Annotated in this window: 29 protein-coding genes; 12 read left to right on the top strand and 17 right to left on the bottom strand. The window is 59.0% G+C overall.

Features of this window, described 5'->3' with window-relative positions:
* Positions 1-4 precede the first annotated feature (4 nt).
* Entirely contained in the window at positions 5-178 is a 174-nt protein-coding gene (locus ACAX43_RS11295) for a hypothetical protein (RefSeq protein WP_370708484.1), read from the top strand.
* Positions 179-455: 277 nt separating this feature from the next.
* The gene (locus tag ACAX43_RS11300; protein WP_370708485.1) at positions 456-1,454 is read left to right on the top strand and encodes a 2-hydroxyacid dehydrogenase; all 999 of its coding nucleotides are present in this window, start codon (positions 456-458) and stop codon (positions 1,452-1,454) included.
* Here ACAX43_RS11300 and ACAX43_RS11305 read toward each other — a convergent pair.
* A complete protein-coding gene (locus ACAX43_RS11305; RefSeq protein WP_370708844.1) occupies positions 1,451-1,921 on the bottom strand; it encodes a hypothetical protein in 471 nt (156 codons plus the stop codon). The two genes, ACAX43_RS11300 and ACAX43_RS11305, sit on opposite strands and share 4 nt — an antisense overlap.
* A 294-nt stretch (positions 1,922-2,215) precedes the next feature.
* Complete coding sequence (locus tag ACAX43_RS11310; RefSeq protein ID WP_370708486.1) at positions 2,216-2,443, bottom strand: hypothetical protein; 228 nt, start codon at positions 2,441-2,443, stop codon at positions 2,216-2,218.
* Between the two features lie 171 nt (positions 2,444-2,614).
* Between ACAX43_RS11310 and ACAX43_RS11315 the strand changes: the two genes are divergently transcribed.
* Positions 2,615-3,385, top strand: coding sequence for a response regulator transcription factor (locus tag ACAX43_RS11315; RefSeq protein ID WP_370708487.1), 771 nt, complete (start codon positions 2,615-2,617; stop codon positions 3,383-3,385).
* Positions 3,386-3,395: 10 nt separating this feature from the next.
* Entirely contained in the window at positions 3,396-3,968 is a 573-nt protein-coding gene (locus tag ACAX43_RS11320; RefSeq protein WP_370708488.1) for a thiamine phosphate synthase, read from the top strand.
* 297 nt (positions 3,969-4,265) lie between these two features.
* Here ACAX43_RS11320 and ACAX43_RS11325 read toward each other — a convergent pair whose 3' ends face one another.
* From ACAX43_RS11325 to ACAX43_RS11340, 4 genes are all read right to left on the bottom strand, one after another.
* Positions 4,266-5,450, bottom strand: coding sequence for a JmjC domain-containing protein (locus tag ACAX43_RS11325; RefSeq protein ID WP_370708489.1), 1,185 nt, complete (start codon positions 5,448-5,450; stop codon positions 4,266-4,268).
* Between the two features lie 11 nt (positions 5,451-5,461).
* Positions 5,462-6,820, bottom strand: a complete 1,359-nt coding sequence (locus ACAX43_RS11330) for an ABC transporter ATP-binding protein (protein ID WP_370708490.1) — start codon at positions 6,818-6,820, stop codon at positions 5,462-5,464.
* 69 nt (positions 6,821-6,889) lie between these two features.
* A complete protein-coding gene (locus ACAX43_RS11335) occupies positions 6,890-7,813 on the bottom strand; it encodes an HEXXH motif-containing putative peptide modification protein (protein WP_370708491.1) in 924 nt (307 codons plus the stop codon).
* A 59-nt stretch (positions 7,814-7,872) separates the two neighbouring features.
* On the bottom strand, positions 7,873-8,034 hold the full coding sequence (locus ACAX43_RS11340) for a hypothetical protein (RefSeq protein ID WP_370708492.1): 162 nt from the start codon (positions 8,032-8,034) through the stop codon (positions 7,873-7,875).
* A gap of 249 nt (positions 8,035-8,283) precedes the next feature.
* On the opposite strand from ACAX43_RS11340, the gene ACAX43_RS11345 reads away from it, so the two are divergent.
* The 3 genes from ACAX43_RS11345 to ACAX43_RS11355 all read left to right on the top strand — a co-directional run bounded on the left by ACAX43_RS11345 (position 8,284) and on the right by ACAX43_RS11355 (position 11,764).
* Positions 8,284-9,108, top strand: coding sequence for a crotonase/enoyl-CoA hydratase family protein (locus ACAX43_RS11345; RefSeq protein WP_370708493.1), 825 nt, complete (start codon positions 8,284-8,286; stop codon positions 9,106-9,108).
* Positions 9,109-9,305: 197 nt separating this feature from the next.
* The gene (locus ACAX43_RS11350) at positions 9,306-10,472 is read left to right on the top strand and encodes an MFS transporter (RefSeq protein ID WP_370708494.1); all 1,167 of its coding nucleotides are present in this window, start codon (positions 9,306-9,308) and stop codon (positions 10,470-10,472) included.
* A gap of 131 nt (positions 10,473-10,603) precedes the next feature.
* On the top strand, positions 10,604-11,764 hold the full coding sequence (locus tag ACAX43_RS11355) for an MFS transporter (protein ID WP_370708495.1): 1,161 nt from the start codon (positions 10,604-10,606) through the stop codon (positions 11,762-11,764).
* 171 nt (positions 11,765-11,935) lie between these two features.
* On the opposite strand, the gene fahA is transcribed toward ACAX43_RS11355, so the two are convergent.
* Positions 11,936-13,237, bottom strand: coding sequence for a fumarylacetoacetase (gene fahA / locus ACAX43_RS11360; RefSeq protein ID WP_370708496.1), 1,302 nt, complete (start codon positions 13,235-13,237; stop codon positions 11,936-11,938).
* A complete protein-coding gene (hmgA, locus tag ACAX43_RS11365; RefSeq protein ID WP_370708497.1) occupies positions 13,234-14,580 on the bottom strand; it encodes a homogentisate 1,2-dioxygenase in 1,347 nt (448 codons plus the stop codon). The genes fahA and hmgA overlap by 4 nt, the downstream gene beginning before the upstream one ends.
* A 348-nt stretch (positions 14,581-14,928) precedes the next feature.
* Between hmgA and ACAX43_RS11370 the strand changes: the two genes are divergently transcribed.
* Positions 14,929-15,762, top strand: coding sequence for a diguanylate phosphodiesterase (locus ACAX43_RS11370; RefSeq protein WP_370708845.1), 834 nt, complete (start codon positions 14,929-14,931; stop codon positions 15,760-15,762).
* Between the two features lie 94 nt (positions 15,763-15,856).
* On the opposite strand, the gene ACAX43_RS11375 is transcribed toward ACAX43_RS11370, so the two are convergent.
* Positions 15,857-16,642, bottom strand: coding sequence for an IclR family transcriptional regulator (locus tag ACAX43_RS11375; RefSeq protein WP_370708498.1), 786 nt, complete (start codon positions 16,640-16,642; stop codon positions 15,857-15,859).
* 104 nt (positions 16,643-16,746) lie between these two features.
* On the opposite strand from ACAX43_RS11375, the gene ACAX43_RS11380 reads away from it, so the two are divergent.
* Positions 16,747-17,937 carry an acyl-CoA dehydrogenase gene (locus ACAX43_RS11380; protein ID WP_370708499.1) on the top strand — a complete coding sequence of 397 codons (1,191 nt, stop codon included), beginning with the start codon at positions 16,747-16,749 and terminating at the stop codon, positions 17,935-17,937.
* A 147-nt stretch (positions 17,938-18,084) separates the two neighbouring features.
* On the opposite strand, the gene ACAX43_RS11385 is transcribed toward ACAX43_RS11380, so the two are convergent.
* On the bottom strand, positions 18,085-18,723 hold the full coding sequence (locus tag ACAX43_RS11385; RefSeq protein WP_370708500.1) for a peroxiredoxin: 639 nt from the start codon (positions 18,721-18,723) through the stop codon (positions 18,085-18,087).
* Between the two features lie 360 nt (positions 18,724-19,083).
* Between ACAX43_RS11385 and ACAX43_RS11390 the strand changes: the two genes are divergently transcribed.
* The 3 genes from ACAX43_RS11390 (at position 19,084) to ACAX43_RS11400 (ending at position 20,498) form a co-directional block, all read left to right on the top strand.
* The gene (locus ACAX43_RS11390) at positions 19,084-19,386 is read left to right on the top strand and encodes a YqjD family protein (RefSeq protein WP_370708501.1); all 303 of its coding nucleotides are present in this window, start codon (positions 19,084-19,086) and stop codon (positions 19,384-19,386) included.
* Positions 19,387-19,524: 138 nt separating this feature from the next.
* Positions 19,525-19,911, top strand: coding sequence for a phage holin family protein (locus ACAX43_RS11395; protein ID WP_370708502.1), 387 nt, complete (start codon positions 19,525-19,527; stop codon positions 19,909-19,911).
* 104 nt (positions 19,912-20,015) lie between these two features.
* A complete protein-coding gene (locus ACAX43_RS11400) occupies positions 20,016-20,498 on the top strand; it encodes a DUF3318 domain-containing protein (RefSeq protein WP_370708503.1) in 483 nt (160 codons plus the stop codon).
* A 177-nt stretch (positions 20,499-20,675) separates the two neighbouring features.
* Here ACAX43_RS11400 and ACAX43_RS11405 read toward each other — a convergent pair whose 3' ends face one another.
* The 7 genes from ACAX43_RS11405 to glyA form a co-directional block, all read right to left on the bottom strand.
* The gene (locus ACAX43_RS11405) at positions 20,676-21,107 is read right to left on the bottom strand and encodes a type IV pilin protein (protein WP_370708504.1); all 432 of its coding nucleotides are present in this window, start codon (positions 21,105-21,107) and stop codon (positions 20,676-20,678) included.
* A gap of 10 nt (positions 21,108-21,117) precedes the next feature.
* The gene (locus ACAX43_RS11410; RefSeq protein WP_370708505.1) at positions 21,118-21,564 is read right to left on the bottom strand and encodes a hypothetical protein; all 447 of its coding nucleotides are present in this window, start codon (positions 21,562-21,564) and stop codon (positions 21,118-21,120) included.
* Between the two features lie 302 nt (positions 21,565-21,866).
* Positions 21,867-22,676, bottom strand: coding sequence for a PilW family protein (locus ACAX43_RS11415; protein ID WP_370708506.1), 810 nt, complete (start codon positions 22,674-22,676; stop codon positions 21,867-21,869).
* Positions 22,673-23,044, bottom strand: coding sequence for a hypothetical protein (locus ACAX43_RS11420; protein WP_370708507.1), 372 nt, complete (start codon positions 23,042-23,044; stop codon positions 22,673-22,675). Before ACAX43_RS11420 ends, ACAX43_RS11415 begins: the two co-directional genes overlap by 4 nt.
* An 83-nt stretch (positions 23,045-23,127) precedes the next feature.
* The gene (locus ACAX43_RS11425; protein ID WP_370708508.1) at positions 23,128-23,688 is read right to left on the bottom strand and encodes a GspH/FimT family pseudopilin; all 561 of its coding nucleotides are present in this window, start codon (positions 23,686-23,688) and stop codon (positions 23,128-23,130) included.
* Between the two features lie 205 nt (positions 23,689-23,893).
* Positions 23,894-24,376 (bottom strand): transcriptional regulator NrdR, encoded by a 483-nt coding sequence (gene nrdR, locus ACAX43_RS11430; protein ID WP_115103844.1) that lies wholly within the window; start codon positions 24,374-24,376, stop codon positions 23,894-23,896.
* A 6-nt stretch (positions 24,377-24,382) separates the two neighbouring features.
* On the bottom strand, positions 24,383-25,630 hold the full coding sequence (gene glyA / locus ACAX43_RS11435; RefSeq protein ID WP_370708509.1) for a serine hydroxymethyltransferase: 1,248 nt from the start codon (positions 25,628-25,630) through the stop codon (positions 24,383-24,385).
* Between the last annotated feature and the right edge of the window lie 111 nt (positions 25,631-25,741).

A 25,741-nucleotide genomic window follows, 5' to 3' on the forward strand; every position in this document is an offset into this window, starting at 1 on the left:
CAAATTGAAACAGTTGGCGGAAAAAAATGCCAGAGAATTTTATGACTTCTTCAAAAAAATAACGGCGGGAAGCAGCATAAGCTTCAAGAAACGCCTAACGTTTTATGCGCTCAAACCCTTGCCCCAGCAAGCCCACCCACTCGGGCATGCAGACGTTTTAGTGCGTTTAATTAACTAACTTTCGGCATACCCACAAGAGCCATAAAATCTATGCCAAACGGATAATCCTGCTTCGCACAAAAAAAGGAAAATTGCTATTCAGAACGCAATAATTCACCGCTTGCAATGCTCGAAACCCATCAGTCGATGTACAGCTAGCGCTGGGAAATCGCAATACGGGCGCCTCGCCCTCGTTCATCGCACCCGCCAAAGCGCGTTCATTCATCGATTACACTTTGGACTATTTCAACCACGGCAAACCGACGGCCAGTCAAGCCGCTTTTCCGGAGTCATTCATGCGCATGATCCTGTTCAGCACCCGGCAATACGACAGCGACACGTTCGCCGAGGCCAATGGCACGCATCGCTATGAACTGCACTTCCAGGAATCGCACCTCGACGTCGAAACCGCGATCCTCGCGCAGGGCTACGAAGTGGTCTGCCCGTTCGTCAACGACAACGTCGATGCCGCGGTGCTGGAGCGTCTCCATGCCGGCGGCACGCGCATGATCGCGCTGCGCTCGGCGGGCTTCAATCACGTCGACCTGGCAGCGGCCGAACGTCTTGGCATAACGGTTGCGCGGGTGCCGGCCTACTCGCCGCACGCGGTCGCGGAACATGCGGTCGGTCTGATTCTGGCGCTGAACCGGCGCCTGCCCCGCGCGGTCGCGCGCACACGTGAAGGCGATTTCTCGCTGCATGGGCTGCTCGGCTTCGATCTGCACGGCAAGACCGTCGGCGTGATCGGCACCGGCATGATCGGCCGCGTATTCGGCCGCATTATGGCGGGGTTCGGCATGCAGGTGCTCGCCTATGACCCCGGGACGCCGGCCGACGATCTGCTCGCCCTCGGCGCCCGCTACGTCCCGCTCAATACGCTGCTCGCCGAATCCGACGTGGTCAGTCTGCATTGTCCGCTGGTGCCCGCCACGTACCATCTGATCGACGGCCCCGCACTCGCGAAGATGAAACGCGGCGCGATGTTGATCAACACCGGACGCGGCGGCCTTGTCGAAAGCAATGCGCTGATCGGCGCGTTGAAGGACGGCCAGCTCGGCCATCTCGGCCTCGACGTGTACGAAGAAGAAGGCGGCCTCTTTTTCGAGGATCACTCGAACCAGCCGTTGCAGGACGACGTGCTGGCGCGTCTATTGATGTTCCCGAACGTGATCGTCACCGCGCACCAGGCATTCTTCACGCGCGAGGCGATGAACGAGATCGCCCAGACCACGCTCGACAACGTCGCGGCATGGCGGGCCGGCACGCCGCGCAACGTGGTGCGTGCGCCGGGCTAGCCGTCGTTGTTGCCCGCCAGGGTAGTCGGGCGGAGTGCCGTGCGGGCGTCGTCCGCCGCGCCGCAGAGTTCGCGCAGCAAGGCCGCCTCGCGCTCGTGCACTTCCACTGGAAACCAGCGCGCGCCCGCATCAACCAGATAGCGCGCGCGATGCTGGCCGTTACGAAACGCCACCACGCCCTCGCGCTCCAGACCCAGCCAGCCCAGCAAACCCGGCGCGCAGCGCGTCGAGATCGTGACGTAGGGCATCTGCGCAATGCGCGGGTTGTCCGGATCGAGAAACTCGCGGATGCCGCGCACCTTGCCCGAATGCCATTCGGCGACCGGCTTCAAAACATAATCGGTGTTGTCGCGATCCGCGCACGCCAGCAACTTGCGCGCGTCGACCAGGACCACTTGATGACGCGTGCCGTCAGTGACGAAGACGCGTTTCAGGCGCACATGGTCGTACCATGAATGTTGATGCAGAGGCACGATCCAGACCGTCTCGGCACAGGCCGGTGCGTCCGCGGACGATGAATTGGACAAAGGCAAAGCAGGCTCGATAAGCTAGCTAAAAACCGCCAGCGTGTTAAAAGAGCGCTAACGCTACGAGCCGATTGTGAAAGATGCATGACAAGCAACGGGATTAATCACGCGGCATAGCAGCGGGTATGAATGACCGGAAGAGGGCCTTTAGCCGCAACGGACGTGATCCACAGCCTGATCACCCGGCGACCGCCGACAAGCTTCTGCACGCGAGCCCCGCGGGATGAGACGCAGTCACGCCACCCACGCATTGGCTTGGAGTGCCGAATCGACGACCGTGCGCGGAAACCTGCGGCATGCATCGATCTCCACGAATCGAGGTGCCGGCATGGCCACGAAACTCAGCGCGCGCAGCAGATAAATCAGGTCTTTGCTGCCCGACAAGCAATTAATTGTCTGAATCAAAAGACTTCCAGCAAATTCAGAGGGTTCCAGCTTATAAACCCAGCCACCGCGCGCCATCTTCTATCAAACATTGAAAGCGATAGAAAAATGAAGTTTTCAAAGATAACATCTGCTATATCGTTGCATTTCAGGAATACAGAACAAAGTATCAAGTTCGTTATTAGCAAAGATTTATTGTTGCCAGACGCAAATTGGTAATCTTGTGGGAAAATGAAAGCGGAGGTGGTAATGCCTGACCGGAATTTTTCATTTATGGCAGCACATGACGTGATCGCGCTTTCTCAAGATTTATTTATAAAATCCGGGATAAATTGCTTCTCCTACTCCAGGGTATATCCGGATCGGTCTCGCGCAGAACTTTGGACTGATCCCAACGCCCTACGGCATACTTTTCTGATTAAAAAATACATTGTAGGCGCCTACACGCCAGCCTGCTATACTGAAGAAGAACGTTATTCCCTACTTGACAGCAAGATTGAGACTTTTCCTCCCAATATAAGAGAGAGGTATGCCAATCAAGTGAACGATCAAAGGATTTTATTTGATCATGCCAGCCCATTTAAAATAATAAACAAAACTGATGACTGGTGTGAATATTTTATATTTTACGCACCAGTGCGCAATAGATCGATTATTGGATTTTATATAAATAATCTCGAACTTCTGGAAAAATTCGCCGTTTTTTTTCGTGATTCAGCAAAAAAATTGATCCAACAGGCATCGGATGACCGCATCATTCGTGCCGTAAGAGCGTCTTGTCAAACGAAGCAAGCGCTGCCAGCCCTGTCGCTAGCGAGTGGGCCGCTCACGCCAAGGCAGTTGGAAATAGCGCGTCTTGTCGTTGCTGGCCGAACAGCACGTGAAATTTCTCAACAACTCGATGTGTCGCGTCGAACCATTGAGACGCATATTGAAAATATGAAGTCGAAACTTGGCTGCATGAACAAGACCGAGCTAATTTTGCGATTTTCAGATCTTGGAATATCAGAGTCATCATAGGATGTTGGATATGATAAACAGCCATTTTCCTGAGCATTACCTTATAACGCCCGAGACGGAGCGAGCAAAATTCAATGATTTCATTGCTAACCTGGCCAAAGCTTTACTATCGGGAATCAGGCTTGTGCAGCTACGCGTTAAAACAGTCGATGACGAAACATACGCGGAACTGGCAACGCAAGCGCTACATCTTTGTCACAGTCATCACGCTCGTCTAATCTTGAATGGACCGAACGCCGCCACAGCCAGCGTAGCAGCTGATGGCATACATCTCAGCAGCGCACGACTCATGGCATGTACCGCACGACCGATAGCAAGTCCAATGCTGGTGTCGGCTGCATGCCATTCACTTGAGGAATTGATGCATGCAGAAAGAATCGGCGTTGATATTGTGACACTTTCACCAGTTTTGGCGACTGCAAGCCATCCCGAAGCAAAGCCCATGGGGTGGGAATCATTTGAAAAGCTAACTGCCCGCGTTAATGTTCCGGTCTATGCATTGGGTGGAATGACAAGACGTCAAACCATGCTAGCGCAATCGCACGGCGCACAGGGAATCGCTGCAATAAGGGGCCTTTGGTGAGTTCCGGCGATGTTGTCGGCCCTTCATCCTGCAGCGGCGTTTGCTTGGCATCGGCGACAGACAAAATTGCCGATCCACTCGATCAGAACGGTGCAGGTTGGGGCGGAGAGATAACTCCCTGCTCGCCGCCTTCACCGATCCTGCTTCGACATCCCGTTTGGGCATGCCGCTGCTCGCCCCAAAGCCCTTGTCGTCATTGATCTCAAGATGCGCTCGGTGCCTAAACGGGCGGCCCATCGGCCTAACCGCCGGAACGCAAGGTCTCCCTGGCAAACGGGTTGCTCATGCACGGGGCGACTAGGCACGGCTTTCCGTTAGCGCAACCTTTCCTACCAAACCGCGATCCATCAGACTCCGCAATGTCGAGGCTACGGAATCCCACGCTTCATCGACCGGGATGAGCGCCTTCCCGCGCATCGCGCCCGTGTGCGGGAGCCTGCGCAAGAGCGCATATTCTTCGGGCGCCAACTCGTGAATGCGTCCCAATGCAAACGTCTTCACACACTCATCGTCTTCTTCTGTGTTCAAGACAACGACATCAAAAGGGATTCGTCTAAAGCCGTCCTCCAGCGACGCCGAGTTCAAAAACGGGAAATTAGCACGCACACGCGATCCGGCATGTCCCGCATAAAACGCGCGCAAAAATATTTCAATATTTTCCTCATTGATTAAGCGATTGAAATATTCACGGCATTTATAAGACAAACCCTCTCGCTCGACTTTCGACGGCCGGAAATCAGCATAGGGGATCCCGAACTTATCTCGTGCCAATCCCCAGTTAACAAAGTCGACCACAGTTGGATAGACTAAACTAATTGTCAAATGCAGGCTCTTCTCATTTACTGCCACAACATCATGCCACGTTCCCTTTGGAATAAACATGATGTCGCCAGCCGTTATAATCAATTCGTCACCACGATCGGACTCGGAAGGGTGCTTTAGTTCGTTAACGGTTGCTTTTTCCTGGATCGTTCCTGACCTGAAAAACCGCCATTTCTTTTTGCCATCAATTTGCATGACAATTACGTCATGGTCATCGTTATGTACGCCAAACCCCGAGGTGTCGCCAAACGAAATATAAGCATTTGCTGTCGATTGCGCTCCAAGCTCCCCACCAAGCCTCTCGGTCAAATCCCCCACATTTGGCGAAAGCTCATTGATAGCCTCCAGCACTGCCGTCACACCCTCACGCATCAATTGGTGAAGTTCGCTAATAACCAGGTAATCCGTGCTGCGACCGAATTTATCTCTCACGGGTCGAAACGCCCGTTTATTCAAAAGATTATGTTCGTACTCCGTCGACATGCGAAATCTATCATTCGTTATTCTATTGTGCGACAGGCACGCGTTTAGATGTTCCCAGGAAAATATCTTGTGAACCCTCGTTTCCAAAAAATGCGAATGCCAGAATTTCTTTTCTCCGTAGTGCGATCTGAAATCAGCATCTCCCAAGATATACTGAGCGAAATCACTTCCATTCATTGATGACTCCGTTAATGTCGAACCTCAACAATCGTCTTGCTCTTGCCAATCTCATCCAGAATGCCATCGATAGCACGCCTGTTTTCGCCATCCAAATTCGCATCCCACTCGTCGAGCAAAAGATACTTTATTCCGTCAAGTTCGAATATTTCCTTAAGAAAAATCCCTGTCTTTTGCCCCGTTGACAATGTCGCATCATCTGATTTCCACATCAAATCGCCGTGGTGCGCCGGGAAAATAAAACTCTCATCCCGGAATATATTTTTTAATGCAAGCAAGACCGTTGATTTTCCGCTTCCATTCGCGCCAGTTATCTTGAATCGGCCGCTGCCAGCCTGTGACACCATTTGCGCCACCTGAGTCACGCCCGTGACTAATGTCCCATTGATTTCAATGTTACCGACCACGCCTCCGTCCAACACCTCATCTGCTGCGATAGATGATCCGGTATCAAACAGTACGTCCAGTCTCGCCCGCATTGAGGACCAGTCAAGAAACTTGTAAACAAGAGCACTCAGAGAATTAATAATCAGAAATATACGAGTAAGGCTAACTATCACTGCGGCAATAACGGCGGAGGCTGCTCGTCCATCGTGCAGGATCGAAGCTATCAGGAAAATCGTCGGGCCAAGGGAAGCCACGGCCAGAAGAACGTTTCCGCTTTGCTTAAGGATCTGCAACCTATAAGATATCGCATAGAATGAATGCCCTGACACGCTTTTCCGCTGTCGCCAGATGTTTTCGTTATACTTATTCCCAAGGGTAACATTTTCCCAACTCCGATCCAGAATACCCGAATATATGATGTACTTGTTTTCATATTCCGCCGAAGCCACGGAAATTAATTTTCTTAGACCAATCACAATAAAAAAGCACAACAGCAGACTCAATGCGTATCCCCACAACAGGCGTGGCGGAAGCAAAAATCCAATAACCAGCATGCCAAGTACGCTGTTCAACGAAAAACTTGCTAGATCATGAACAAACGAGATGTAATCCTTTACCACAGGAAATGAATTTCTTGCGAGAACAGATTCTGCGCGCCCCTTCAAATTTGCGTCCCGGTATTTCTCGATCCTCCCGGACATCTGCGCAATGAATTTGTCAACAAACATCCAATGTGCTTCATTAATCCATTTTTGCAAAAATATGAAGGACGCACACCCCGGAAGGTACGGAATGGCCATGGAGAGCAAATAAAGGTAGACGTAGAGAAAATAGTCCCTCCCTGCCTGGAAGCGCTCGATGACCTCAGTCAGAAAAATTGACGACCCCGCAATGATGCACTGGTGAACCAAAACTAATGACAAGGCTATCCAGGCTGCCGGATGCCAATAAATAATTTTCCACTTATCGTTTCTGATTTTCACGTTACGCCCGGTGTCCGATACAAAGCAGTTCCACAAATTTCAGAGCCGTCTCACACAAATCGTGCGATTTTATACGGCAACTTTCGGACCATCATTGGCCTCTGCCTCGCAGGTGCTCAATCTGACGGGCATTCGAATCAGCTTATTATTTAAAATATTTCGTGCATTCTCCAGCAGTTCCCTTGCACGCGGGTGAAATACGGTCCGATCCCGAGCAATCGCCTGCTCAGTCGACAAAATGGAATCTTTCAACTGCTGGATCATCAACCTGGTTGGCGGATGAACTCGTGGATTGACCGGGTGGCCAAGGTATCTCTCTCTGAATAGCAAAATCTCTACCGCAACCACAATACTATGCAGAACCTTATCTAACGGACGGGCAACATTTAGAATTGCGGAGTGAGCCCATGTTGACTGATTGAGAACACGTGAATACGAATAATGTGTGTATCTTAATTCGTCCAGGAACATTGCATGATGGGTAAGCTCATGGACCAGTATCTCAATCATATCGGCGGTCGTATAGGTGGTTTGGGGATTGGCCCAAATAACTCCTATCGCCTGGGATGTAGAGCCGCCCTTGGCAATATTTGATGGCAGAACGAAAATATCTGTGATTATCGTATTGAGAAGAGTTGAATGTTCTTCAGAATATAAGGCAAGTTCGCTCAGCGCACGAACCAGTCTATCTTCTTTCTCAAGCGCCTCATCATCCTGCTGCTCATTTATGACTGCGGCTTGCGCCTTGTCATCCAGCAACGAGTCGTTTGAAAAAAATACTCGTAGCTTTTTTGCCTCTTCCGCGTTTGTAATAAAATAAGGTTCTGTTGCCCCAACACGAACATCACGCTGACCCAGAGACTGCAGAAGTGCCCTGTACCCATGTTTAAGGTCGCTAACCGATGAGTATTTTTTGCTGCTGTCCAAGTCAATTACGCCGGCGAGGGTAATGATGGTCTCTATTTGCCTCGAAAAACTGGTCTGCAAAATCATCGACATTTCTCCCGCGAAAACAGAGAAAGGGCACAAGTTTAATTGCGCCCTTCCACTACTTACTTTTGATCTTCGTATGCGATCATGTTAAGCGGTTGATTCATGTTCCACGCTCGGCCTTCAACCTGGGTTTCAACTTCCGTCTTCGCGATCTGGACGTCGGCTTCGGTGATCTTTTCCGCAGCAGCCTTGACAACGGAATCGAAATTGATTTTTGACATGTTTAGCTCCTTTAGTTAACGCCGCCGAACCGACGGCAGCACTGACAATAATCGAGTTCTCTCTACCGAACATCCGTAAAAATACGGAACCGCGGTCCTGAAAAGCCGAAAAACAGAAGCCGATTGTTAGTCTTGCTATGTGAGCAAATGTGGATACTAGCCATCTATACTTTATTGAACGCCCGCTGCCTGCGTTCGTTGAGATTTAAATCGCGAAAATATGTCGCACCGTAAGGCCAGGAGACAACGATGATAACCACGCAAGATTTAAATGAGCACGTGCGCATCGAAGCCAACGAGGACACCGGCGTCGCCACCATCGTGTTGGAGCGGCCCGCGCGCCGCAATGCGGTCGATCGCCCTACCGCCGATGCGCTCAGCGCGGCATTCCGTTGCTTCGAAACGGAACCGGCATGGCGCGCGGCGGTGCTGTTCGGCGCGGGCGGCACCTTCTGCGCCGGCGCGGATCTCACCGCACTCGCCGACGATGCACGTCGCAACGAAGTGCACGCCGACGGCAGCGGCCCCGGCCCGATGGGACCGACGCGCATGAGCTTGCGCAAACCGGTCATTGCCGCGATTGCCGGACACGCCGTCGCGGGCGGCCTGGAACTCGCGGCGCTGTGCGATCTACGGGTCGTCGAAGAAGATGCGGTGCTCGGCGTGTTCTGCCGGCGCGTCGGGATCCCGCTGATCGACGGCGGCACGATTCGCTTGCCGCGTTTGATCGGGTTGTCGCGAGCGCTGGATCTGATTCTGACCGGCCGCGCGGTGGACGCGCAGGAGGCGCTCGGTTTCGGCCTCGCCAACCGCGTCGTGCGCAAAGGCGAGGCGCGCGCGGCGGCCGAACAGTTGGCAGCCGAACTGGCGGCGTTTCCGCAAGCGGCACTGCTGGCCGACCGTCGTTCCGCGCTGGAAAACAGCATGCTCGACGATCTCGCCGACGCCCTGCGGCGCGAAGGCGCCGGCGGCTATCAGGCCGTCTTCGAGGAAGGCGTCGCGGGCGCAGCACGTTTCGCGGAAGGCGCCGGCCGCCACCGCAGCGGGATCAAGTCAGACGAAAGCCCGCGATAGAGCGGATTAAACCGCCGGCAAGGCCAGTGCGGCGGGGCTTCAGCAAAAAACAACAGCCTGCTTGACGATCAGCACGGCTGTTTTGACTTAGGTAGAATCCCCTACTGTTTTTCCCTGCATGGCGCATGCGCTCTTCGCCCCGAAAACGCGCGCCTGCCGCACGACGCTTCCCGTCGCGCAGATCCCGCTCCGTCACCATGCCTCTACCCCTGCTCGCCCTTGCCGTTGCCGCTTTTGGAATCGGTACCACCGAATTCGTGATCATGGGGCTGCTGCCCGATGTCGCGCGCGATCTGTCCGTCTCGATCCCGGCGGCCGGCATGCTGGTGTCGGCTTATGCGCTTGGCGTCACCGTCGGCGCGCCGATCGTCGCGATCGCGGTCGCCAACATGCCGCGCAAGAAGGCGTTGATGAGCCTGATCGGCGTGTTCATCGTCGGCAATCTGCTGTGTGCGGTCGCGCCGGGTTACGCGGTGCTGCTGGCCGCGCGCGTCGTCACGGCGTTCTGCCATGGCGCGTTCTTCGGCATCGGTTCGGTGGTGGCCGCGGGTCTCGTCGCGCCAAATCGCCGCGCGCAAGCCATCGCGCTGATGTTCACCGGCTTGACGCTCGCCAACGTGCTCGGCGTGCCGCTCGGCACCGCGCTCGGCCAGGCAGTGGGCTGGCGCGCGACCTTCTGGGCCGTGACCGGCATCGGCATTGTCGCGGCGGGCGCGCTCGCCGTGTGCCTGCCGGCGAAGATCGAGATGCAGAAGGCCAGCCTCGTGCGCGAATTCAGCGTGCTGAAGAACCCGCAAGTGCTGATGGTGCTCGGCATCAGCGTGCTCGCGTCGGCCAGCCTGTTTTCCACCTTCACGTACATCACGCCGATTCTCGAAGACGTGACCGGCTTCACGCCGCATGCGGTCACGCTCGTGTTGTTGCTGTTCGGCCTCGGCTTGACGGTCGGCAGCACGCTCGGCGGCAAGCTCGCGGACTGGCGGCTGATGCCTTCGCTGGTCGCGTTTCTGATGGCAATCGTCGTGATCCTGACGATCTTCGCAGGCACGATGCACGCGGAAATCCCGGCGATGATCACGATTTTCGCGTGGGGCGTTCTGGCCTTCGCGATCGTGCCGCCGCTGCAAATGCTGATCGTCGATCGCGCGAGCCATGCGCCGAATCTGGCTTCGACCTTGAATCAAGGTGCCTTCAACCTCGGCAATGCGACCGGCGCGTGGCTCGGCGGTATGGCGATCGGCGCGGGCGCGCCGCTCACTACGCTGCCATGGGTCGGTGTGGCGACCGCGATCGGCGCTTTGGTGCTGACACTGTGGTCGGTGTCGATCGACCGGCGCGCGCAGCGGATGGCCGTGGCCGGTTAAGCTCGAATACAGCCGCCGCTCGAAAGGCAACGGCCGCATCCCCGAACGCGGCGCTCGTCCGCGTTCCTCCAGGTTTCACCCAATCCGCACAAAGGTGCGAACGATCCGCAGCCGTAGTAGCATCTCGGCCGATGAAAGTCATCTTCACTCGCGATTTCTTCGCGCTGATCCTTAGCGTCGCCGTCGTCGGACTCGGCAGCGGCGCCACCCTTCCGCTCACTGCGCTCGCGCTGACGCAAGCCGGCTATGGCACCGACGTGGTCGGTCTCCTGACCGCCGCGCAAGCAGGCGGCGGCCTTATCGTCGTGCCGGTCGCCGGCTGGATCGCGGCGCGTTTCGGCGCACGCCAGGTGATCGTCGGCGCGGTGCTGGTGGTTGCGTTCGCCACCGCGCTGATGCAACTCACCTCGAACCTGTGGCTGTGGGCGGTGTTGCGCGTGCTGTGCGGCGCGGCGCTGATGCTGCTCTTCACGATCGGCGAAGCATGGGTCAACCAGCTCGCCGACGACGCCACGCGCGGCCGCGTCGTCGCGATCTATGCCACCAATTTCACGCTGTTCCAGATGGCGGGCCCGGTACTGGTGAGCCAGATCGCCGACTCCATGCACTGGCGCTTCCTGATTTGCGGCGCGATTTTCCTGCTGGCTTTGCCGGCGCTCGCCACCATCCGCAAGACGCCGCAAGCGTCGGAGGATGAACACGCCGCGCACGGCAGCTGGCGCCGCGTGCTGCCGCACATGCCGGCGCTTGTGATCGGCACGGGCTTTTTCGCGTTGTTCGACACGATCGCGCTGTCGCTGCTGCCGCTCTTTGCCATGTCGCACGGCATGACGAGCGAGGGGGCCGTGCTGCTCGCATCGGCCTTGCTGCTTGGCGACACGACGATGCAGTTTCCGATCGGCTGGCTCGCCGACCGGCTCGGCCGCGAACGGGTGCATCTCGGCTGCGGCGTGATCGTCGTGATGCTGCTGCCGTTTCTGCCTTGGGCGATGACTTCGCCGTGGCTATGCTGGCCTTTGCTTTATGTGCTCGGGGCTGCGGCTGGGGCGATTTATACGCTGTCGCTGGTCGCGTGTGGCGAGCGCTTTCGTGGTATCGCGTTGGTGTCGGCGAGTTCGCTGGTGGGCGCGTCGTGGAGCGCGGCGAGTTTCGGCGGCCCGCTGGTGGCCGGTGCGTTGATGAAGGGTGTCGGTAATGACGCGATGGTCGGCGTGCTGCTCGCCGCGGCCCTCGCATTTCTCGCCGCCGCGTGGTGGGAAAAGCGGCGCGCGCCGATGCGGGCGACGGGCTGACGGTTGGATTGTTGGTTCTGCGGTTCTGCGGTTCTGCGGTTCTGCGGTTCTGCGGTTCTGCGGTTCTGCGGTTCTGCGGTTCTGCGGTTCTGCGGCATGGTGGTTTGCGGATGCGCGAACGGGGAAGTCATGATGAATGGCTTCCCCGTTCTTCGTTGTGCGCCTTCCGCGCTACTTCCGCGCCGGCAAAATCTCGCCGACACACGTCCCGAAGCCCACGCGGTAGCCGTCGCCCTGGCACCATCCGGCGAGCATCAGTTCGTCGCCGTCTTCGATAAACGTGCGTGTGCCGCCTTCCTTCAATTCCAGTGGATTCTTGCCGTTCCACGTCGACTCCAGCAGGCTGCCGCACGAGTCGGCGGTCGGGCCGCTGATCGTGCCCGAACCCATCAGATCGCCGACGCGCGTATTGCAGCCAGATACCGTGTGGTGCGCAAGCTGCTGCGCCATCGTCCAGTACATGTGCTTGAAGTTGGTCCGTGTGATCGTGGTGGCCTGCTTTGCCGTTTGCGGCCGCAGCGTCACTTCCAGCGAAATATCGAACGCATGCTTGCCGTCGTGGCGCAAGTACGCCAACGGCTGCGGCTCCTGCGCGGGCTGCGCGACGCGGAACGGTTCAAGCGCATCGAGCGTCACGATCCACGGCGAGATCGTCGTCGCGAATGTCTTTGCGTTGAACGGGCCGAGCGGCACATATTCCCATTGCTGAATATCCCGCGCGCTCCAGTCGTTCAGCAGCACCATGCCGAAGATGTGCGCTTCGGCGGCGGCGCAGGCAATCGGCTCGCCCAACGCATTGCCGCCGCCGATCACGAAACCGGTCTCCAGTTCGATATCCAGCTTGCGGCATGCGCCGAACACCGGACGCTCCTGATCCGGCAATTTCAGCTGGCCGTTAGGACGCTGCACCGGCGTGCCGCTCACCACCACGGATGACGCGCGCCCGTTGTAGCCGATCGGCATCTCCGACCAGTTCGGCAACAGCGCATTCTTCGGATCACGGAACATCGAACCGACATTCGTCGCGTGCTCCTTCGACGAATAGAAATCGGTGTAGCCAGGAATCTGCACCGGCAGATGCAGCTGCGCATCGGATTGACGCACGAGCGCCTTCGAACGCAAGGCGGCGTCGTCGCGCAAGGTAGCGTTGTCGCGCGCCAGCAGACTGCTCAACTGGATGCGCACGCTGCGCCATGCCTCGCGGCCGAGCGAGATGAAATCGTTAAGGGTGTCGCGTGCAAAAACGTCAGTCTTCGAGGACACGTTCAGCAAACCTGCGGCTTGCAGCACCGCCAGATCGACGATCTCGTCGCCGATCGCCACGCCCACGCGGTGCGCGTGGTTGGTCTTATCGCTGAAAACGCCGAACGGCAGATTCTGGATCGAAAAATCGTGGGTCGAGTCGTTGGCGGACTCGACCCAGCTCTTGCGCGACGGATCGAGCGTCGCCTGAAGATCGCTCAATGCGTTCATCGTTGCTCCGGGTTGAAGTGTTTCTTGAGACCTTGCCAGCACTCGTAGTAATGCGCCTGAAATTGCGCGGTTTCGAGCGCGAAGCGCGTCGGCTTGATGAGTGTGCGGGTTTCGAACATGAAGGCCATCGTGTCGCCGACTTTCTTCGGCGTCGACGTATCGCCATGCGACGCTTTCTCGAAGGTATCCGCGTCCGGGCCGTGGCCCGACATGCAGTTGTGCAGACTCGCGCCGCCCGGTACGAAACCCTCGGCCTTCGCGTCGTACACGCCGTGCACGAGGCCCATGAATTCGCTCGCGACGTTGCGATGGAACCAGGGCGGACGGAAGGTATCTTCGGCGGCGAGCCAGCGCGGCGGGAAGATCACGAAGTCGATCGTATCGACACCCGGCGTGTCGCTTTGCGATTGCAGCACCAGAAAAATCGACGGATCCGGATGATCGAAGCTGATCGAGCCGATCGTGTTGAAGCGGCGCAAGTCGTATTTGTACGGCGCGTAATTGCCGTGCCACGCCACCACGTCGAGTGGCGAATGGCCGATGTCCGCGCGCCACAGATTACCGTTCATCTTGGCGACGAGTTCGAAGTCGCCTTCGCGGTCTTCGTAAGCGGCGTGCGGCGTGAGGAAGTCGCGCGGATTGGCGAGGCCGTTCGAGCCGATCGGGCCGAGATCCGGCAACCGCAGCAGCGCCCCGAAGTTCTCGCAGATGTAGCCGCGTGCGGCGCCATCCGGCAGGCTCACCGCGAAGCGCACGCCGCGTGGGATCACCGCGATTTCGAATGGCTCGACGTCAAGCCGCCCCATTTCGGTCGCGATATGCAGACGGCCTTCCTGCGGCACGATCAGCAATTCGCCGTCGGCGCTGTAGAAGAAACGGTCCTTCATCGAGCAGTTCGCCGCGTACAGGTGAATCGCGCAACCGTTCATCGATTCCGCTGCACCGTTGCCCGCCATCGTCACCCAACCGTCGACGAAATCGGTCGGTTCGGCGGGCATCGGCAATGCGTCCCAACGCAACTGGTTGGGCGGCGTCGGGGGCACCTCGGCGAAATTGGCGACGAGCCGGTCCGACGGCAGTTGCGTGAACGGTTTATGGACTGCCGCCGGACGAATCCGGTACAGCCACGAGCGGCGGTTATGGCCACGCGGCGCGGTGAATGCGGTGCCCGACAGTTGCTCGGCGTACAGGCCATAGGCCGCGCGTTGCGGCGAATTGCGCCCTTCGGGCAGGGCGCCCGGCAATGCCTCCGTCGCGAATTCGTTCGCGAAGCCCGATTGATAGCCCGGCTCGATTTCGAGCCGCGAGCTGGCGGTATTCGGCGCGCGTGTTTGGGTATCCATGCAAGGTTCTCCGTTGATACGTGATCTGTCCACGTGATCCATCCATCTCGGGCGATCTGCGGCCAAGACGCCGGCCGCGTTGCCGCGTCACACCGGCCAACGCGATCAGCATCGCAGTCTCATCACAATTTACGTATGGTAAAACTAATTACGTATAGTGAAATTAACGTATACCCTGAAAGTCAGGCGAGAAAGCCCCGACGGCCCGCGGCGACAAGCGTTCGACGGATAACGTTATGAGCATTTTGTTCATGTGCGCGCGACGCGGACTGCTACCATCACTGGATGCGGCAACCGAGTCGCGTTGCCGAGCGCCGAGCGCGCACCTATCGCCATCCATTCGCCTACATGATTCCGCCGACCATCCCCAACCTGATTGCCCGTGCCGCCGATCACCCATTTCTCGGCGAACATCTGGTGATGGGAACAGGCGTGCATAGCGACATCGCGCTGGCGCAATTCGACGGCGTCGAACTCGCCAGTGCCTATGAGCCGATCTTCGATATCAGCGTGCATTCATTGGCCCAGTCGTTGACCTCGGGCCCCGAGGGGGTGGATCGTTTCGGCGATGAACTCGGTTTTCAGGCGGTCACGCAGCGTCTGGACGGGGCGCCCTTTGACGTCTTCGATCCCTTCGACCGGGTCGCCGACGATCAGGAGCTAGTCGCGCTCGACCGCATGTCACGTGCGTTGCACGCGATCAATTTCTTCGGCGCGCAGCGGCACGGGCTGCTGTTTCTGCGCGTGCACGAGCGCCTGCTCAAGAGCGTCAAGTACGACCACGGTCTGCATTTCTCGACCGTGCTAGTGTCGTTCGGGTTGAATCCGTCGCGGGTGGTGATCGAGTTGCCGGCTGCGGCGGTCGCGCACAAGACCTTCCTCGGCTATCTCGCCACGAGCTATCAGCGCTATGGATTCAAGGTGGCGGGCAATCTGTCGAACGCTGGGCAGATTCTGTCGGTGTCGGAAACAGCGCGGCTCGACTTCATCAAGATGGATGCGGCAGTTGCATTGCGCGATGCGATGGTGAAGCCGCTCGTCGCTTATGCAAGCCGGCTGCGGATTCCGCTGATCTTCAATCGGGTCGTGGATGAGCCGCAGTTCGTCGCGTTGCAACAGTACGATGTGCGCTTCGTGCAAGGGCCGCTGTTCACCGCGCATTATCATGATCGGGCGGTGTGAGTTTTTGCCTCGCGCCTGCGCGTTCATACCTTGTTTGCGTGGGCTCGCTGGGCGCTTATCGCGCCCGAGCTTGGGCGCCGCATACGCCGCCTCTTCAACCCGTATCCCCCAGCCGCCGCGCCAGCGCTTTCAGACGCGGCGCCACGTTTTCACGAAATACCTCCTCTCCCATTGACGACGCCGGCCCACTGCAACTGAGCACCAGCCAGCGCCCTTCACGCGGCTCGCGAAACGGCACAGCGACCGCGTTCACGTCGTCGTGCCACGCGCGGAACGAAAAGCAGCAGCGTTCTTGAGCAAAGGCTTCGATCTCCTTTTCGGCATCTGCCAGCAACGCCGCGCCCTCTTTGCCCGCGGCCTTCTTAAGCTCGGCGAGCAACGTGGCGCGAACGTCGAGCGGCTGCACCGCGAGATACGCGCGCCCCATCGAACTCGTCAGCATCGACAGTTTCGAACCGGATGCGAGCCCGAGCGTCAGCGCGGTTTCGCTGCGGATCGTCTCCAGATAAATCATGTCGAGACCGTCGCGGCATCCGAGCGATACCGCTGCGCCCACTTCGCGCGCGAAGGTACGCATATGCGGGCGCGCGAGTTCGAGCGTGTCGGTGCCCGAGAGCAGCGCGAAACCGAGCGACAGCACGCCGGCGTCGAGCGCATATTTACCCAAGGTTTCGTCGAGCCGAAGATAACCGAGTACGGTCAGCGTGTAGGCCAGCCGGTTGACGGTCGCCTTCGGCAAACCAGTACGTTCGACGAAATCGCGATTGCCGAGCATCGTTTCGCCCGGCTTGAATGCGCGCAGCAAGTCCAACCCGCGTGCCAGGGCGACGACGAATTTGCGCTCGTCGAGCGGGTCGGTGAGAGTAGATGCAGGCGTCATGGAGTGATACACTCGGTCGCGGTTTGCAAAACATTGTTTCGCATAGCGGAACTCAAGTCAAGCTCAGACACGTTTTAGTCAAGCAGGAAATCAGGAGATACGTCATGGCCGAGGCCGCGCAGTTTCACTGGGAAGACCCGTTGCTGCTGGATCAGCAGCTCACCGAAGACGAACGCATGGTGCGCGACGCCGCCGCCGCTTACTCGCAAGATAAGTTGCAGCCGCGCGTGCTGGAAGCGTTCCGTCATGAGAAGACCGACATCGAGATCTTCCGCGAGATGGGCGAACTCGGCCTGCTCGGTCCGACGATTCCCGAGCAATACGGCGGTCCCGGCCTGAACTATGTGGCGTACGGTTTGATCGCGCGTGAAGTGGAGCGCGTGGATTCCGGCTACCGGTCGATGATGTCGGTGCAGTCCTCGCTGGTGATGGTGCCGATCCATGAGTTCGGCTCGGAAGCGCAAAAGAAGAAGTACCTGCCGAAGCTCGCCACCGGCGAATGGATCGGCTGCTTCGGCCTGACCGAACCGAACCACGGTTCCGATCCGGGCAGCATGGTCACGCGGGCGAAGAAAGTCGACGGCGGCTACTCGCTGTCCGGCTCGAAGATGTGGATCACCAATTCGCCGATCGCGGACGTGTTCGTCGTGTGGGCGAAGCTCGAAGAAGACGGCAAGGATTCGATCCGCGGCTTCATTCTCGAGAAAGGCTGGAAGGGGCTGTCGGCGCCGACCATCCATAGCAAGGTCGGTTTGCGTGCTTCGATCACCGGCGAAATCGTGCTGGACGAAGTGTTCGTGCCGGACGATAACCGCTTCCCCGAAGTGAGCGGCTTGCGCGGTCCGTTCACATGCCTGAATTCGGCGCGCTACGGCATTGCCTGGGGTGCGCTCGGCGCGGCTGAATCGTGCTGGCACACGGCGCGTCAGTACGTGCTCGATCGCAAACAGTTCGGCCGGCCGCTGGCTGCGAACCAGTTGATCCAGAAGAAGCTCGCCGATATGCAAACCGAAATCACGCTCGGCCTGCAAGGCGTACTGCGCCTTGGCCGCATGAAAGACGAAGGCACGGCGGCCGTCGAGATCACGTCGATCATGAAACGCAATTCATGCGGCAAGGCGCTGGACATTGCGCGGCTCGCACGCGACATGCTCGGCGGCAACGGCATCTCGGACGAGTTCGGCATCGCACGGCACCTGGTCAACCTTGAGGTGGTGAATACCTACGAGGGCACGCACGACATTCACGCCCTGATCCTCGGGCGCGCGCAGACGGGCATTCAGGCGTTTTTCTGATGCGCTGACGCTGAGTGCTTTGATGACGCGGATTGACCGCTGAATGGAAAGGTAGAAAAGGAAAAGGCCAGTTCTCTCGATGAACTGGCCTTTTCCGTTTTGGCGCCGCGTTGTAGCTAGCGGCGCGCTTCAGGACTCGTCAGCCGCTTACTTGTTCGGTTGCGGCGTCATGCGCAGGTACGGACGCAGCGCCTTGTAGCCCTTCGGGAATTTCTGCTTGATGACTTCCTCGTCCTTCAACGACGGCACGATCACCACGTCATCGCCCTGCTTCCAGTTGCCGGGCGTGGCGACCGAGTGGTTGTCCGTGAGTTGCAGCGAGTCGATCACACGTAGCACTTCGTCGAAGTTGCGGCCGGTGCTGGCCGGGTATGTAATGATCAGACGCACCTTCTTTTTCGGATCGATCACGAACAGCGACCGGACCGTGAGGGTCTCATTCGCGTTCGGGTGAATCATGTCGTACAACTCAGAGACCTTGCGATCGCCGTCAGCGAGAATCGGGAAGCCGACATTGGCGGCCTGCGTCTCGTTGATGTCCTTGATCCATTCCTTGTGCGACTCTGCGCTGTCGACCGACAACGCAATCGTCTTTACATTGCGCTTCTCGAATTCGCCGGCCAGCTTGGCCGTCAAACCGAGCTCGGTCGTGCAGACCGGCGTGAAGTCAGCGGGGTGCGAGAACAGCACGCCCCAACTATCGCCCAGCCATTCGTGGAACTTGATGCGGCCGACACTCGATTCCTGTTCGAAATCCGGTGCGATGTCGCCAAGACGTAGACTCATAATGCAGCTCCTTGATTGTGTTCGGACATTCCGCGCGAGCATTCGCGTGCGACGCTCCACAAGAGCGCGCCTCGCCAAATTACAGCATACGGGAGTGACGGTACATGACGAACGAACATCGCGTCACTACTTTATGCGTTTTTGTAATTTTCATCGATTTACCGGAAACTTTTCGGGCCAGATCAACTCCATCTTAGGCAAACTCGGCGGTGGGATGCAGTCGAGTGTGGAGTTTTATAGGCTTTGCTTTAACCAGGAACGGTTCGTGCGATAACTTTGAACGAACCGGGCGCTGCGCTCGCCAGCGGCCGTTTCTTTGGTTACGATTCACGCGTAGCGTGAGACGAAGAGGATCTGTCAATGTCGGAAGTTAACAAGGAGAGATTGATGTCGGATATCAAAACCGTCCTCGCGGACGCTGAAGATCTGTTGAAACAGGCCGCGAGCGCCACCGGCGAGCGCGCTTCGGAACTACGTGAAACTGCGCTTGCGCGCTTGAAGCAGGCTAGAGAAAAGGCGGCTGACGTGCAGGTCGTGGTGGTCGAGAAAGGCAAAAAGGCCGCACGCGCCACCGACGATTACGTGCATGAGCATCCTTGGGCATCCATCGGCATCGCTGCTGGCGCCGGCGTATTGCTGGGGCTGTTGATCAACCGCAAGTAACAGTGGTGGCGCGGCCGGGCGAACGCCGTCCGGCACACCAGCGAATCGAGTTGACCGGCGCATGCCTGGCCGGTCCGCTTCTCTTGGCGCAATCGTTTTCACGCGCCGGTTAGGCCTTCACACGCGACGCCCAAAGCCATGAAGATCGAAACACACTCGCAGCACGAGGAACATAGTCCGTTGCGCCGCATCATCAGTTCCGTGTCTGCCATTCTGCAAACGCGGCTTGAATTGGTCAGCATCGAACTCGGCGAGGAAAAAGACCGTCTGATCGGCGTGCTGTTCCTCGGCCTTGCGGCCATGATGCTCGCTACGATGGCCTTGATCGCATTGACGGCGCTGGTTGCCATTGCGTTCTGGGACACCTATCGGTGGCAAGCGCTTGCAGCCATCACGGCGGTTTATGCGATCGCAGGATTGGTTTGTGCGCTGAAAGCGCGCAGCGGTTTGCGCAATGCCCCAATGGTGTTCGAAGCCACCCTTGCCGAGTTCGAAAAGGACCGCGACGCGTTTCGCAAACCGTAACGCCGAGGGCGTGGGCCTGACTAGAACGCCCTGCGCCTTCGTCGATATCTCAAGCGATTTGCAGCGCCGTTTTACTGCCCCACCTCCACTGCCGCCCACACGCCATGAGCCAAGCCCATTCCGATACCGCATTCCGCAACAAACGCCCCCAGGCCAAAGATTTAAGCGCGCCCCACCTGCGGGCGCTGCGCAAGGAATTGCTGCTGGTGCGCGCGGATGTCGAGCGCATGGAACTCGCTCAGGCGACCATCGAGTTGCGGCAGGCAGTCACGCACTTCAGCTGGCTCAAGTTCATCCTGCCGGGCTTCGGCGGCATGCGCGTGGGCAGCGGTTCGAAGGCAGGCTTTCTCAACGCGGGGAGCATTGGCGTGCTCCTCAAACAGTATCCGATCGTCAGTTCGATCGCTTCGTTGGTGCTGGCCAAGCCGCTGCGCGCGACCATTGCGGCGGGTGCAAAACCCGCGCTCAAATGGGGCAGCCTTGCGCTTGCCGGCTGGGAAGCATATCGAATCTGGCAGCAGATGAAGAACGATTCCAATGCGTCTGCTGACGACAAGGAAAGGGCGGCGGATAGGAGTGGCTACTGAAGTGCGGGTAACAGGCTCATGGTGTGTGTCATTGCGCCATGGTTTTGTTCGTCTGCGAGACCTGCGCGGCGGTTGCCTGTCAGACTGACTGCTGTCTGACGTTGGCTCCTGATTGGCTTGTTGCCTGGCACGTTGGCGCACTTCAACTCGCCAGTTCGCGCTCTCCAGTAGCACGCCCTAGCTGGTGTTCCAGCACTCGCCACTTGCCGGTGCCACACCGTTTGCACCACTTCTATTGCCTCGCAGCCCTGTCGCATCCAGGGTGAAAATGCCGCAGGCGTCGTCGCGCATAGGTCCGGTTTCGGTTGGCGCGGCCTCGAGCGAATAGCCACCGTTTGCATCGTCCGCCGACAGCACATGCAGCCGGTAGATCGGCATGCCGAATTGTGGCGCCTGATCCAGACCGGGCGGCAAGGGTGCGGCGCTGTCGCTTGTCGCTCCTTCGACGAATTGCGCTGCCCGATAGAGGGCGGACGCCGCGTCGATCCTGTGGGTTCGCGCAACGTGGCTCCGGTAAGACGGCACGGCAAACACGACCAGCGTTGCGGCTATCGCCAGCGCGATCATCAGTTCCAGCAGCGTAAATGCGGTTGTGTGCGGCCTCGTCATATACCTCCCGTCAAAATGGCCGTGCGGCAACGCGCCGCCAATGCCGCTCGATCCGCTCGCTTGCGATCACGAGTTCTATCTGCAGCCATACCTGTGACTCTTTGGTGCGGCCGAAACCACGCGACGTCAGCAAATAGGCTCGGACATCGGCGCGAGTGCCCAGACGCCAGGCTTCGATCAGACATTGCGGCGCACGCAGCGATCCGGGCCATTGCGCGACGGGCGCGACGGCGCCGGCTTCGAAGGCGGCTTCGAGCTTCCATTGCGTCGGCTCGCCGGGCGCGACTGGTGCCGCTGCGGCCGGCTCCGTGGCTGCCACCGCAACAACCTGGCGGGCGCATAAGGTCAGCGCCGCATCCGCAGCATGAAACGCTTGCAAATAATCCCGCACGTTGGAGGCGCTGCGCGCCGCCGCAAGCGATGTTTCGAACCAGGCCGCAGAGGTGGCCAACATCATCGCTGAAATCAGCAAGACGATTGGCAGGACGACGCCGCCGCTGCGAGCGCGCGATCCACGACCTGTTCGGATGAGACGTCCTGCATGTTTCGGTTGCTTGCGCCACGGTGAGCGTTCCTTATAAGCAAAGCGCCCCCGGCACACTCCGTGACTCGGTCGCACCGCGCGACAGGGTGTATTCGGCAGTCCGAGGGGATCCAGTTGCGTGATGCACTGCCCGCGTCCGCCTTCGGTCGCAACATGAGGCTCTGGATTTTGGCAAGCCGGCGCTGCGCGATGTGTTGCATCGCAGAGTCTTCCTGTCACGGCAAATCCTCCGCGTGATTGCGTATCGCCACTCGCCGCCAGAAAGCCTGCCGCGCCCGCGTGTCGGCGCCGAAAGCGCTTACGCCGTCGCAATCGACATAACGCAGACGCCGCCCCTGCGGCGTACCGCGGACAAGCACGCAGAGATCGACGGCGACAATCTTCGCCCATTGATCGGCCCTTACCGCCGACGCATCTATTGCGCTCAGCCCGCCGCCCAGCCAATACTTAAGCCGCACACGCTCGACGCCTTCGACCAACGGCTGCGCGGACCCTGCCTTGCCATTGCCTTCGCAGTACAGTTCCGGCTCACCCGTCGAACCGCTGACCCTGGCAAAGTACCGGTTGACCACCATTACGCCCTGCCCACCCAGTGCCGCGCTGTTGTTCGTTACAGCCTGGCCAAGACAGTCGGTTGATTGGCCGGTCGCAGATGGCCACGTCGAAATGTTGTCCGCCACATAACTGACCGCCACGCCATCCGAGCGGCTTGGCAACGACTCGCATGCAACGCTGTCATCCGCACCGGTAGGACGACCGCCCGAGCAACCGAACAACGGCGGCGGACTATTGAACCGCACGACGTCGGCGGGCACGAAGCCGGCCATTTGAAGTTGCTGGCCTATCAGCGTAAGCGCGGTCAGGCCGGCTTCGCGGATCCGCATCGCATCGCCCGCGCGCTCGAACACGTTACGCTGCGTTGTATAGAGCGAGACCGCGCCGGCGGTCACCACCAGCCCCAGCGCAATCGCGATCACAAACTCGACCAGCGTATGACCACGCGCGATACAGAGACGCTGCGTCATTTCGCGAACGCCAGCGCAACGCATGAGGAGCCCGCGGGAACATCCGCGCCAGCACACGACTCGGGCTTGTCGATGACATCGTCGGCGTGGGGCATGTCGCGCAGAGCAGCCCACGTCACCCGCGCGGTGAGCACGCCGCCGCTTTCCCCTATCGACGCTTCGCCGTGCGGCAACAGAGCCGTGGCACGCGCGCTCCATTGTCTGACTGCAGACTCGCCTGCAGAGGGCTCACGCGTCGCTTCGGCGACGGAATCGGCTATCCATGCCGCGTGTTCGCGCATTGCCATTGCACGGGCTTCTCGAGCGGTCCACAATTGCCCCGCGATCAAACCGAGCGCCGTCACGGCCATCAAGGTGACGGCCAGCATCACTTCGATCAGTGAGCTGCCTCCAAGCCTTGTTAAGCGCTTTGCTCGACGGCTGCGCGCCCCTACGTTCGATGGACGCCACCTCACGATGACGCTCCACATGTGCCCTCGACAATCCGTGCGCGGCCACCCGCCGCAATGCGGATGCAGCGCCGCCACTTGTCACCCTGAGTCGCTTTCGACGGCACTCGTGGCGCAATATCAAAGCTGCGGAAAGTGCCGATCAACTGCCCCGCCGGCGGCGTAAACGTAAGATTGGTCTGCGCCCCAGTGATGCTCACCGCCGCGAGCAACGGATGCGCGCGCAGCAGCGAGAGCGTGCCGCCTCGCTCGGCCAATACTGCCCAGCCACACGACCAGTCGACGACGCCATTGCCACACGCCTGCCCCGCGGCAAGGCAATGTCGCGCCGCGTCGATTCGGCAAACGGTCACACGTGCACCGCGGCGCAACGCTTCGCTGCGCGCATAGGCGAGCGTTGAAGCCAGCGCTTTCGCGCGTGCGTCGACCTGGTCCCGCAGGTGCCAGGCAACGAAAGACGGCGTCGCCATCACCGCGATCACCGCCAGCAGCGCGACTACGGCCAGCGTTTCGACAAGCGTAAAGCCGCGGCGTGGCCGCGAACAGATTGCATCCCACTTCATCTGCATCCCTGATCGTTGCAAAGAATGCAGCCAATCTAGCGATTAGCAAACGGGTCAACAATCGGCCGAATGGCCAGGTGGCACTCAGACGCTATCCCGCGCAAAAATGCACGCGTGACGAACCATAACGGGAGCGGAAATGCAGATGCGCGAAACAACGCGGCGGAAAACAGAAACCGGAATGCAACGCCAGGCGCGGCGGCAATCAGCGCTTGCGGGGCGGCTTGGGAGGAGAAGAGGCGCGGCGAAATTCTTCGATCACGTCTTCGAATTCGGAGACGTCTTCGAAGCGCCGGTAGACGGAAGCGAAGCGAACATAGGCAATCGTATCGAGCGCACGCAACTCGTTCATCACGAGTTCGCCGAGGCGCTCGCTGCGTACCTCACGCTCGCCACTGCCGAGCAGCTGATACTCGATGCGGGCGACTGCCGCGTCAATCTCGTCTGCTGCCACTGGGCGCTTGCGCAGCGCCAGTTGCATACTCGCGACGATCTTGCGGCGGTCGAATTCCGTGCGACTACCATCCTTCTTGACGACCGACGGCAACGCCAGTTCGACCCGCTCATACGTCGTAAAACGTTTGTCGCAGGCCGGGCAGCGGCGGCGCCGGCGAATCGTCGCGCCGTCTTCGGATACGCGGGAATCCACAACTTGCGTATCGGCGTGACGGCAGAAGGGGCAGTGCATGGCGGCTTAGCGGTAAACCGGGAAGCGCCGGGTCAGCTCGGCGACTTGCGCACGCACACGTTCGATCGTGGCTGCATCTTCCGGGTTGTCCAGCACGTCGGCGATAAGGTTACCCACCTGCTCCGCTTCCTTGACGCCAAAGCCACGCGTGGTCATGGCAGGCGAGCCGAGACGTACGCCGCTCGTCACGAACGGCTTCTCCGGGTCGTTCGGAATCGCGTTCTTGTTGACCGTGATGTGCGCCGCGCCGAGCGCAGCTTCCGCTGCCTTGCCGGTAATCTTCTTGGCACGCAGGTCGACCAGCATCACGTGGCTTTCGGTGCGCCCAGAGACGATACGCAGACCGCGCTTGACCAGCGTTTCAGCCAGCACGCGCGCGTTCTCGACGACTTGTTGCTGATACGCCTTGAACTCCGGCGACAGTGCCTCCTTGAACGCGACGGCCTTGCCGGCAATCACGTGCATCAGCGGACCACCCTGAATGCCCGGGAAAATTGCCGAGTTGATCTGCTTTTCGAACTCGGCCTTCATCAGGATCACGCCGCCGCGCGGGCCGCGCAGGCTCTTGTGCGTAGTGGTGGTGACGAAATCGGCGTGCGGCACCGGGTTCGGATACACGCCCGCGGCGATCAGGCCGGCGTAATGCGCCATGTCGACCATGAAGTACGCGCCGACCGACTTCGCGATCTTCGACATCCGTTCGAAGTCGATGCGCAGCGAGAACGCCGACGCGCCGGCCACGATCAACTTCGGCTTATGTTCCTGTGCAAGCCTTTCAGCCGCGTCGTAGTCGATGTCTTCGGCTTCGTTCAGGCCGTAGCTCACCACGTTGAACCACTTGCCCGACATGTTGACCGGCGAACCGTGCGTCAGGTGACCGCCGTGCGCGAGGCTCATACCCATGATCGTGTCGCCCGGCTTGAGCATGGCGAAGAACACGCCCTGGTTCGCCTGCGAGCCGGAGTTCGGCTGCACGTTGGCGGCTTCGGCGCCGAACAGTTGCTTCACGCGGTCGATCGCCAGTTGTTCGGCGATGTCGACGAATTCGCAGCCGCCGTAGTAGCGCTTGCCCGGATAACCTTCGGCGTATTTGTTGGTGAGTTGCGAGCCTTGCGCAGCCATCACAGCCGGGCTCGTGTAGTTTTCCGACGCGATCAGTTCGATGTGCTCTTCCTGCCGGCGGTTTTCCTGCTCGATGACCTTCCAGAGTTCAGGATCGACGTTGGCGATGGTGCTTTGGGCTCTGTCAAACATACGGATTCCGTTGAGTGTGTTCAGGTTGACCGGATCGTGCGCCGAATCTTGCGTAGAGGGTACGCGGCGCTGCTGGCGGCTGGGCCAGCCCTGACGTGGCGGATGGAGAGT

The sequence above is a fragment of the Paraburkholderia sp. IW21 genome (assembly GCF_041321145.1).
Lineage (GTDB): Bacteria > Pseudomonadota > Gammaproteobacteria > Burkholderiales > Burkholderiaceae > Paraburkholderia.

Coding starts and splice junctions, on each gene's coding strand:
- ACAX43_RS11410 (WP_370708505.1), bottom strand. CDS start 21,564: ATGATGTTGGCCACCTCTGCGGCCTGGTTCGAAACATCGCTTGCGGCG.
- ACAX43_RS11315 (WP_370708487.1), top strand. CDS start 2,615: ATGCCTGACCGGAATTTTTCATTTATGGCAGCACATGACGTGATCGCG.
- ACAX43_RS11380 (WP_370708499.1), top strand. CDS start 16,747: ATGGCCGAGGCCGCGCAGTTTCACTGGGAAGACCCGTTGCTGCTGGAT.
- ACAX43_RS11325 (WP_370708489.1), bottom strand. CDS start 5,450: ATGAATGGAAGTGATTTCGCTCAGTATATCTTGGGAGATGCTGATTTC.
- ACAX43_RS11355 (WP_370708495.1), top strand. CDS start 10,604: ATGAAAGTCATCTTCACTCGCGATTTCTTCGCGCTGATCCTTAGCGTC.
- ACAX43_RS11350 (WP_370708494.1), top strand. CDS start 9,306: ATGCCTCTACCCCTGCTCGCCCTTGCCGTTGCCGCTTTTGGAATCGGT.
- ACAX43_RS11340 (WP_370708492.1), bottom strand. CDS start 8,034: ATGTCAAAAATCAATTTCGATTCCGTTGTCAAGGCTGCTGCGGAAAAG.
- nrdR (WP_115103844.1), bottom strand. CDS start 24,376: ATGCACTGCCCCTTCTGCCGTCACGCCGATACGCAAGTTGTGGATTCC.
- glyA (WP_370708509.1), bottom strand. CDS start 25,630: ATGTTTGACAGAGCCCAAAGCACCATCGCCAACGTCGATCCTGAACTC.
- ACAX43_RS11405 (WP_370708504.1), bottom strand. CDS start 21,107: ATGACGAGGCCGCACACAACCGCATTTACGCTGCTGGAACTGATGATC.
- ACAX43_RS11395 (WP_370708502.1), top strand. CDS start 19,525: ATGAAGATCGAAACACACTCGCAGCACGAGGAACATAGTCCGTTGCGC.
- ACAX43_RS11400 (WP_370708503.1), top strand. CDS start 20,016: ATGAGCCAAGCCCATTCCGATACCGCATTCCGCAACAAACGCCCCCAG.
- ACAX43_RS11335 (WP_370708491.1), bottom strand. CDS start 7,813: ATGATTTTGCAGACCAGTTTTTCGAGGCAAATAGAGACCATCATTACC.
- ACAX43_RS11300 (WP_370708485.1), top strand. CDS start 456: ATGCGCATGATCCTGTTCAGCACCCGGCAATACGACAGCGACACGTTC.
- ACAX43_RS11415 (WP_370708506.1), bottom strand. CDS start 22,676: ATGACGCAGCGTCTCTGTATCGCGCGTGGTCATACGCTGGTCGAGTTT.
- ACAX43_RS11375 (WP_370708498.1), bottom strand. CDS start 16,642: ATGACGCCTGCATCTACTCTCACCGACCCGCTCGACGAGCGCAAATTC.
- fahA (WP_370708496.1), bottom strand. CDS start 13,237: ATGAACGCATTGAGCGATCTTCAGGCGACGCTCGATCCGTCGCGCAAG.
- ACAX43_RS11370 (WP_370708845.1), top strand. CDS start 14,929: ATGATTCCGCCGACCATCCCCAACCTGATTGCCCGTGCCGCCGATCAC.
- ACAX43_RS11310 (WP_370708486.1), bottom strand. CDS start 2,443: ATGGCGCGCGGTGGCTGGGTTTATAAGCTGGAACCCTCTGAATTTGCT.
- ACAX43_RS11320 (WP_370708488.1), top strand. CDS start 3,396: ATGATAAACAGCCATTTTCCTGAGCATTACCTTATAACGCCCGAGACG.
- ACAX43_RS11425 (WP_370708508.1), bottom strand. CDS start 23,688: ATGAAGTGGGATGCAATCTGTTCGCGGCCACGCCGCGGCTTTACGCTT.
- hmgA (WP_370708497.1), bottom strand. CDS start 14,580: ATGGATACCCAAACACGCGCGCCGAATACCGCCAGCTCGCGGCTCGAA.
- ACAX43_RS11390 (WP_370708501.1), top strand. CDS start 19,084: ATGTCGGAAGTTAACAAGGAGAGATTGATGTCGGATATCAAAACCGTC.
- ACAX43_RS11420 (WP_370708507.1), bottom strand. CDS start 23,044: ATGCTGGCCGTCACCTTGATGGCCGTGACGGCGCTCGGTTTGATCGCG.
- ACAX43_RS11385 (WP_370708500.1), bottom strand. CDS start 18,723: ATGAGTCTACGTCTTGGCGACATCGCACCGGATTTCGAACAGGAATCG.
- ACAX43_RS11345 (WP_370708493.1), top strand. CDS start 8,284: ATGATAACCACGCAAGATTTAAATGAGCACGTGCGCATCGAAGCCAAC.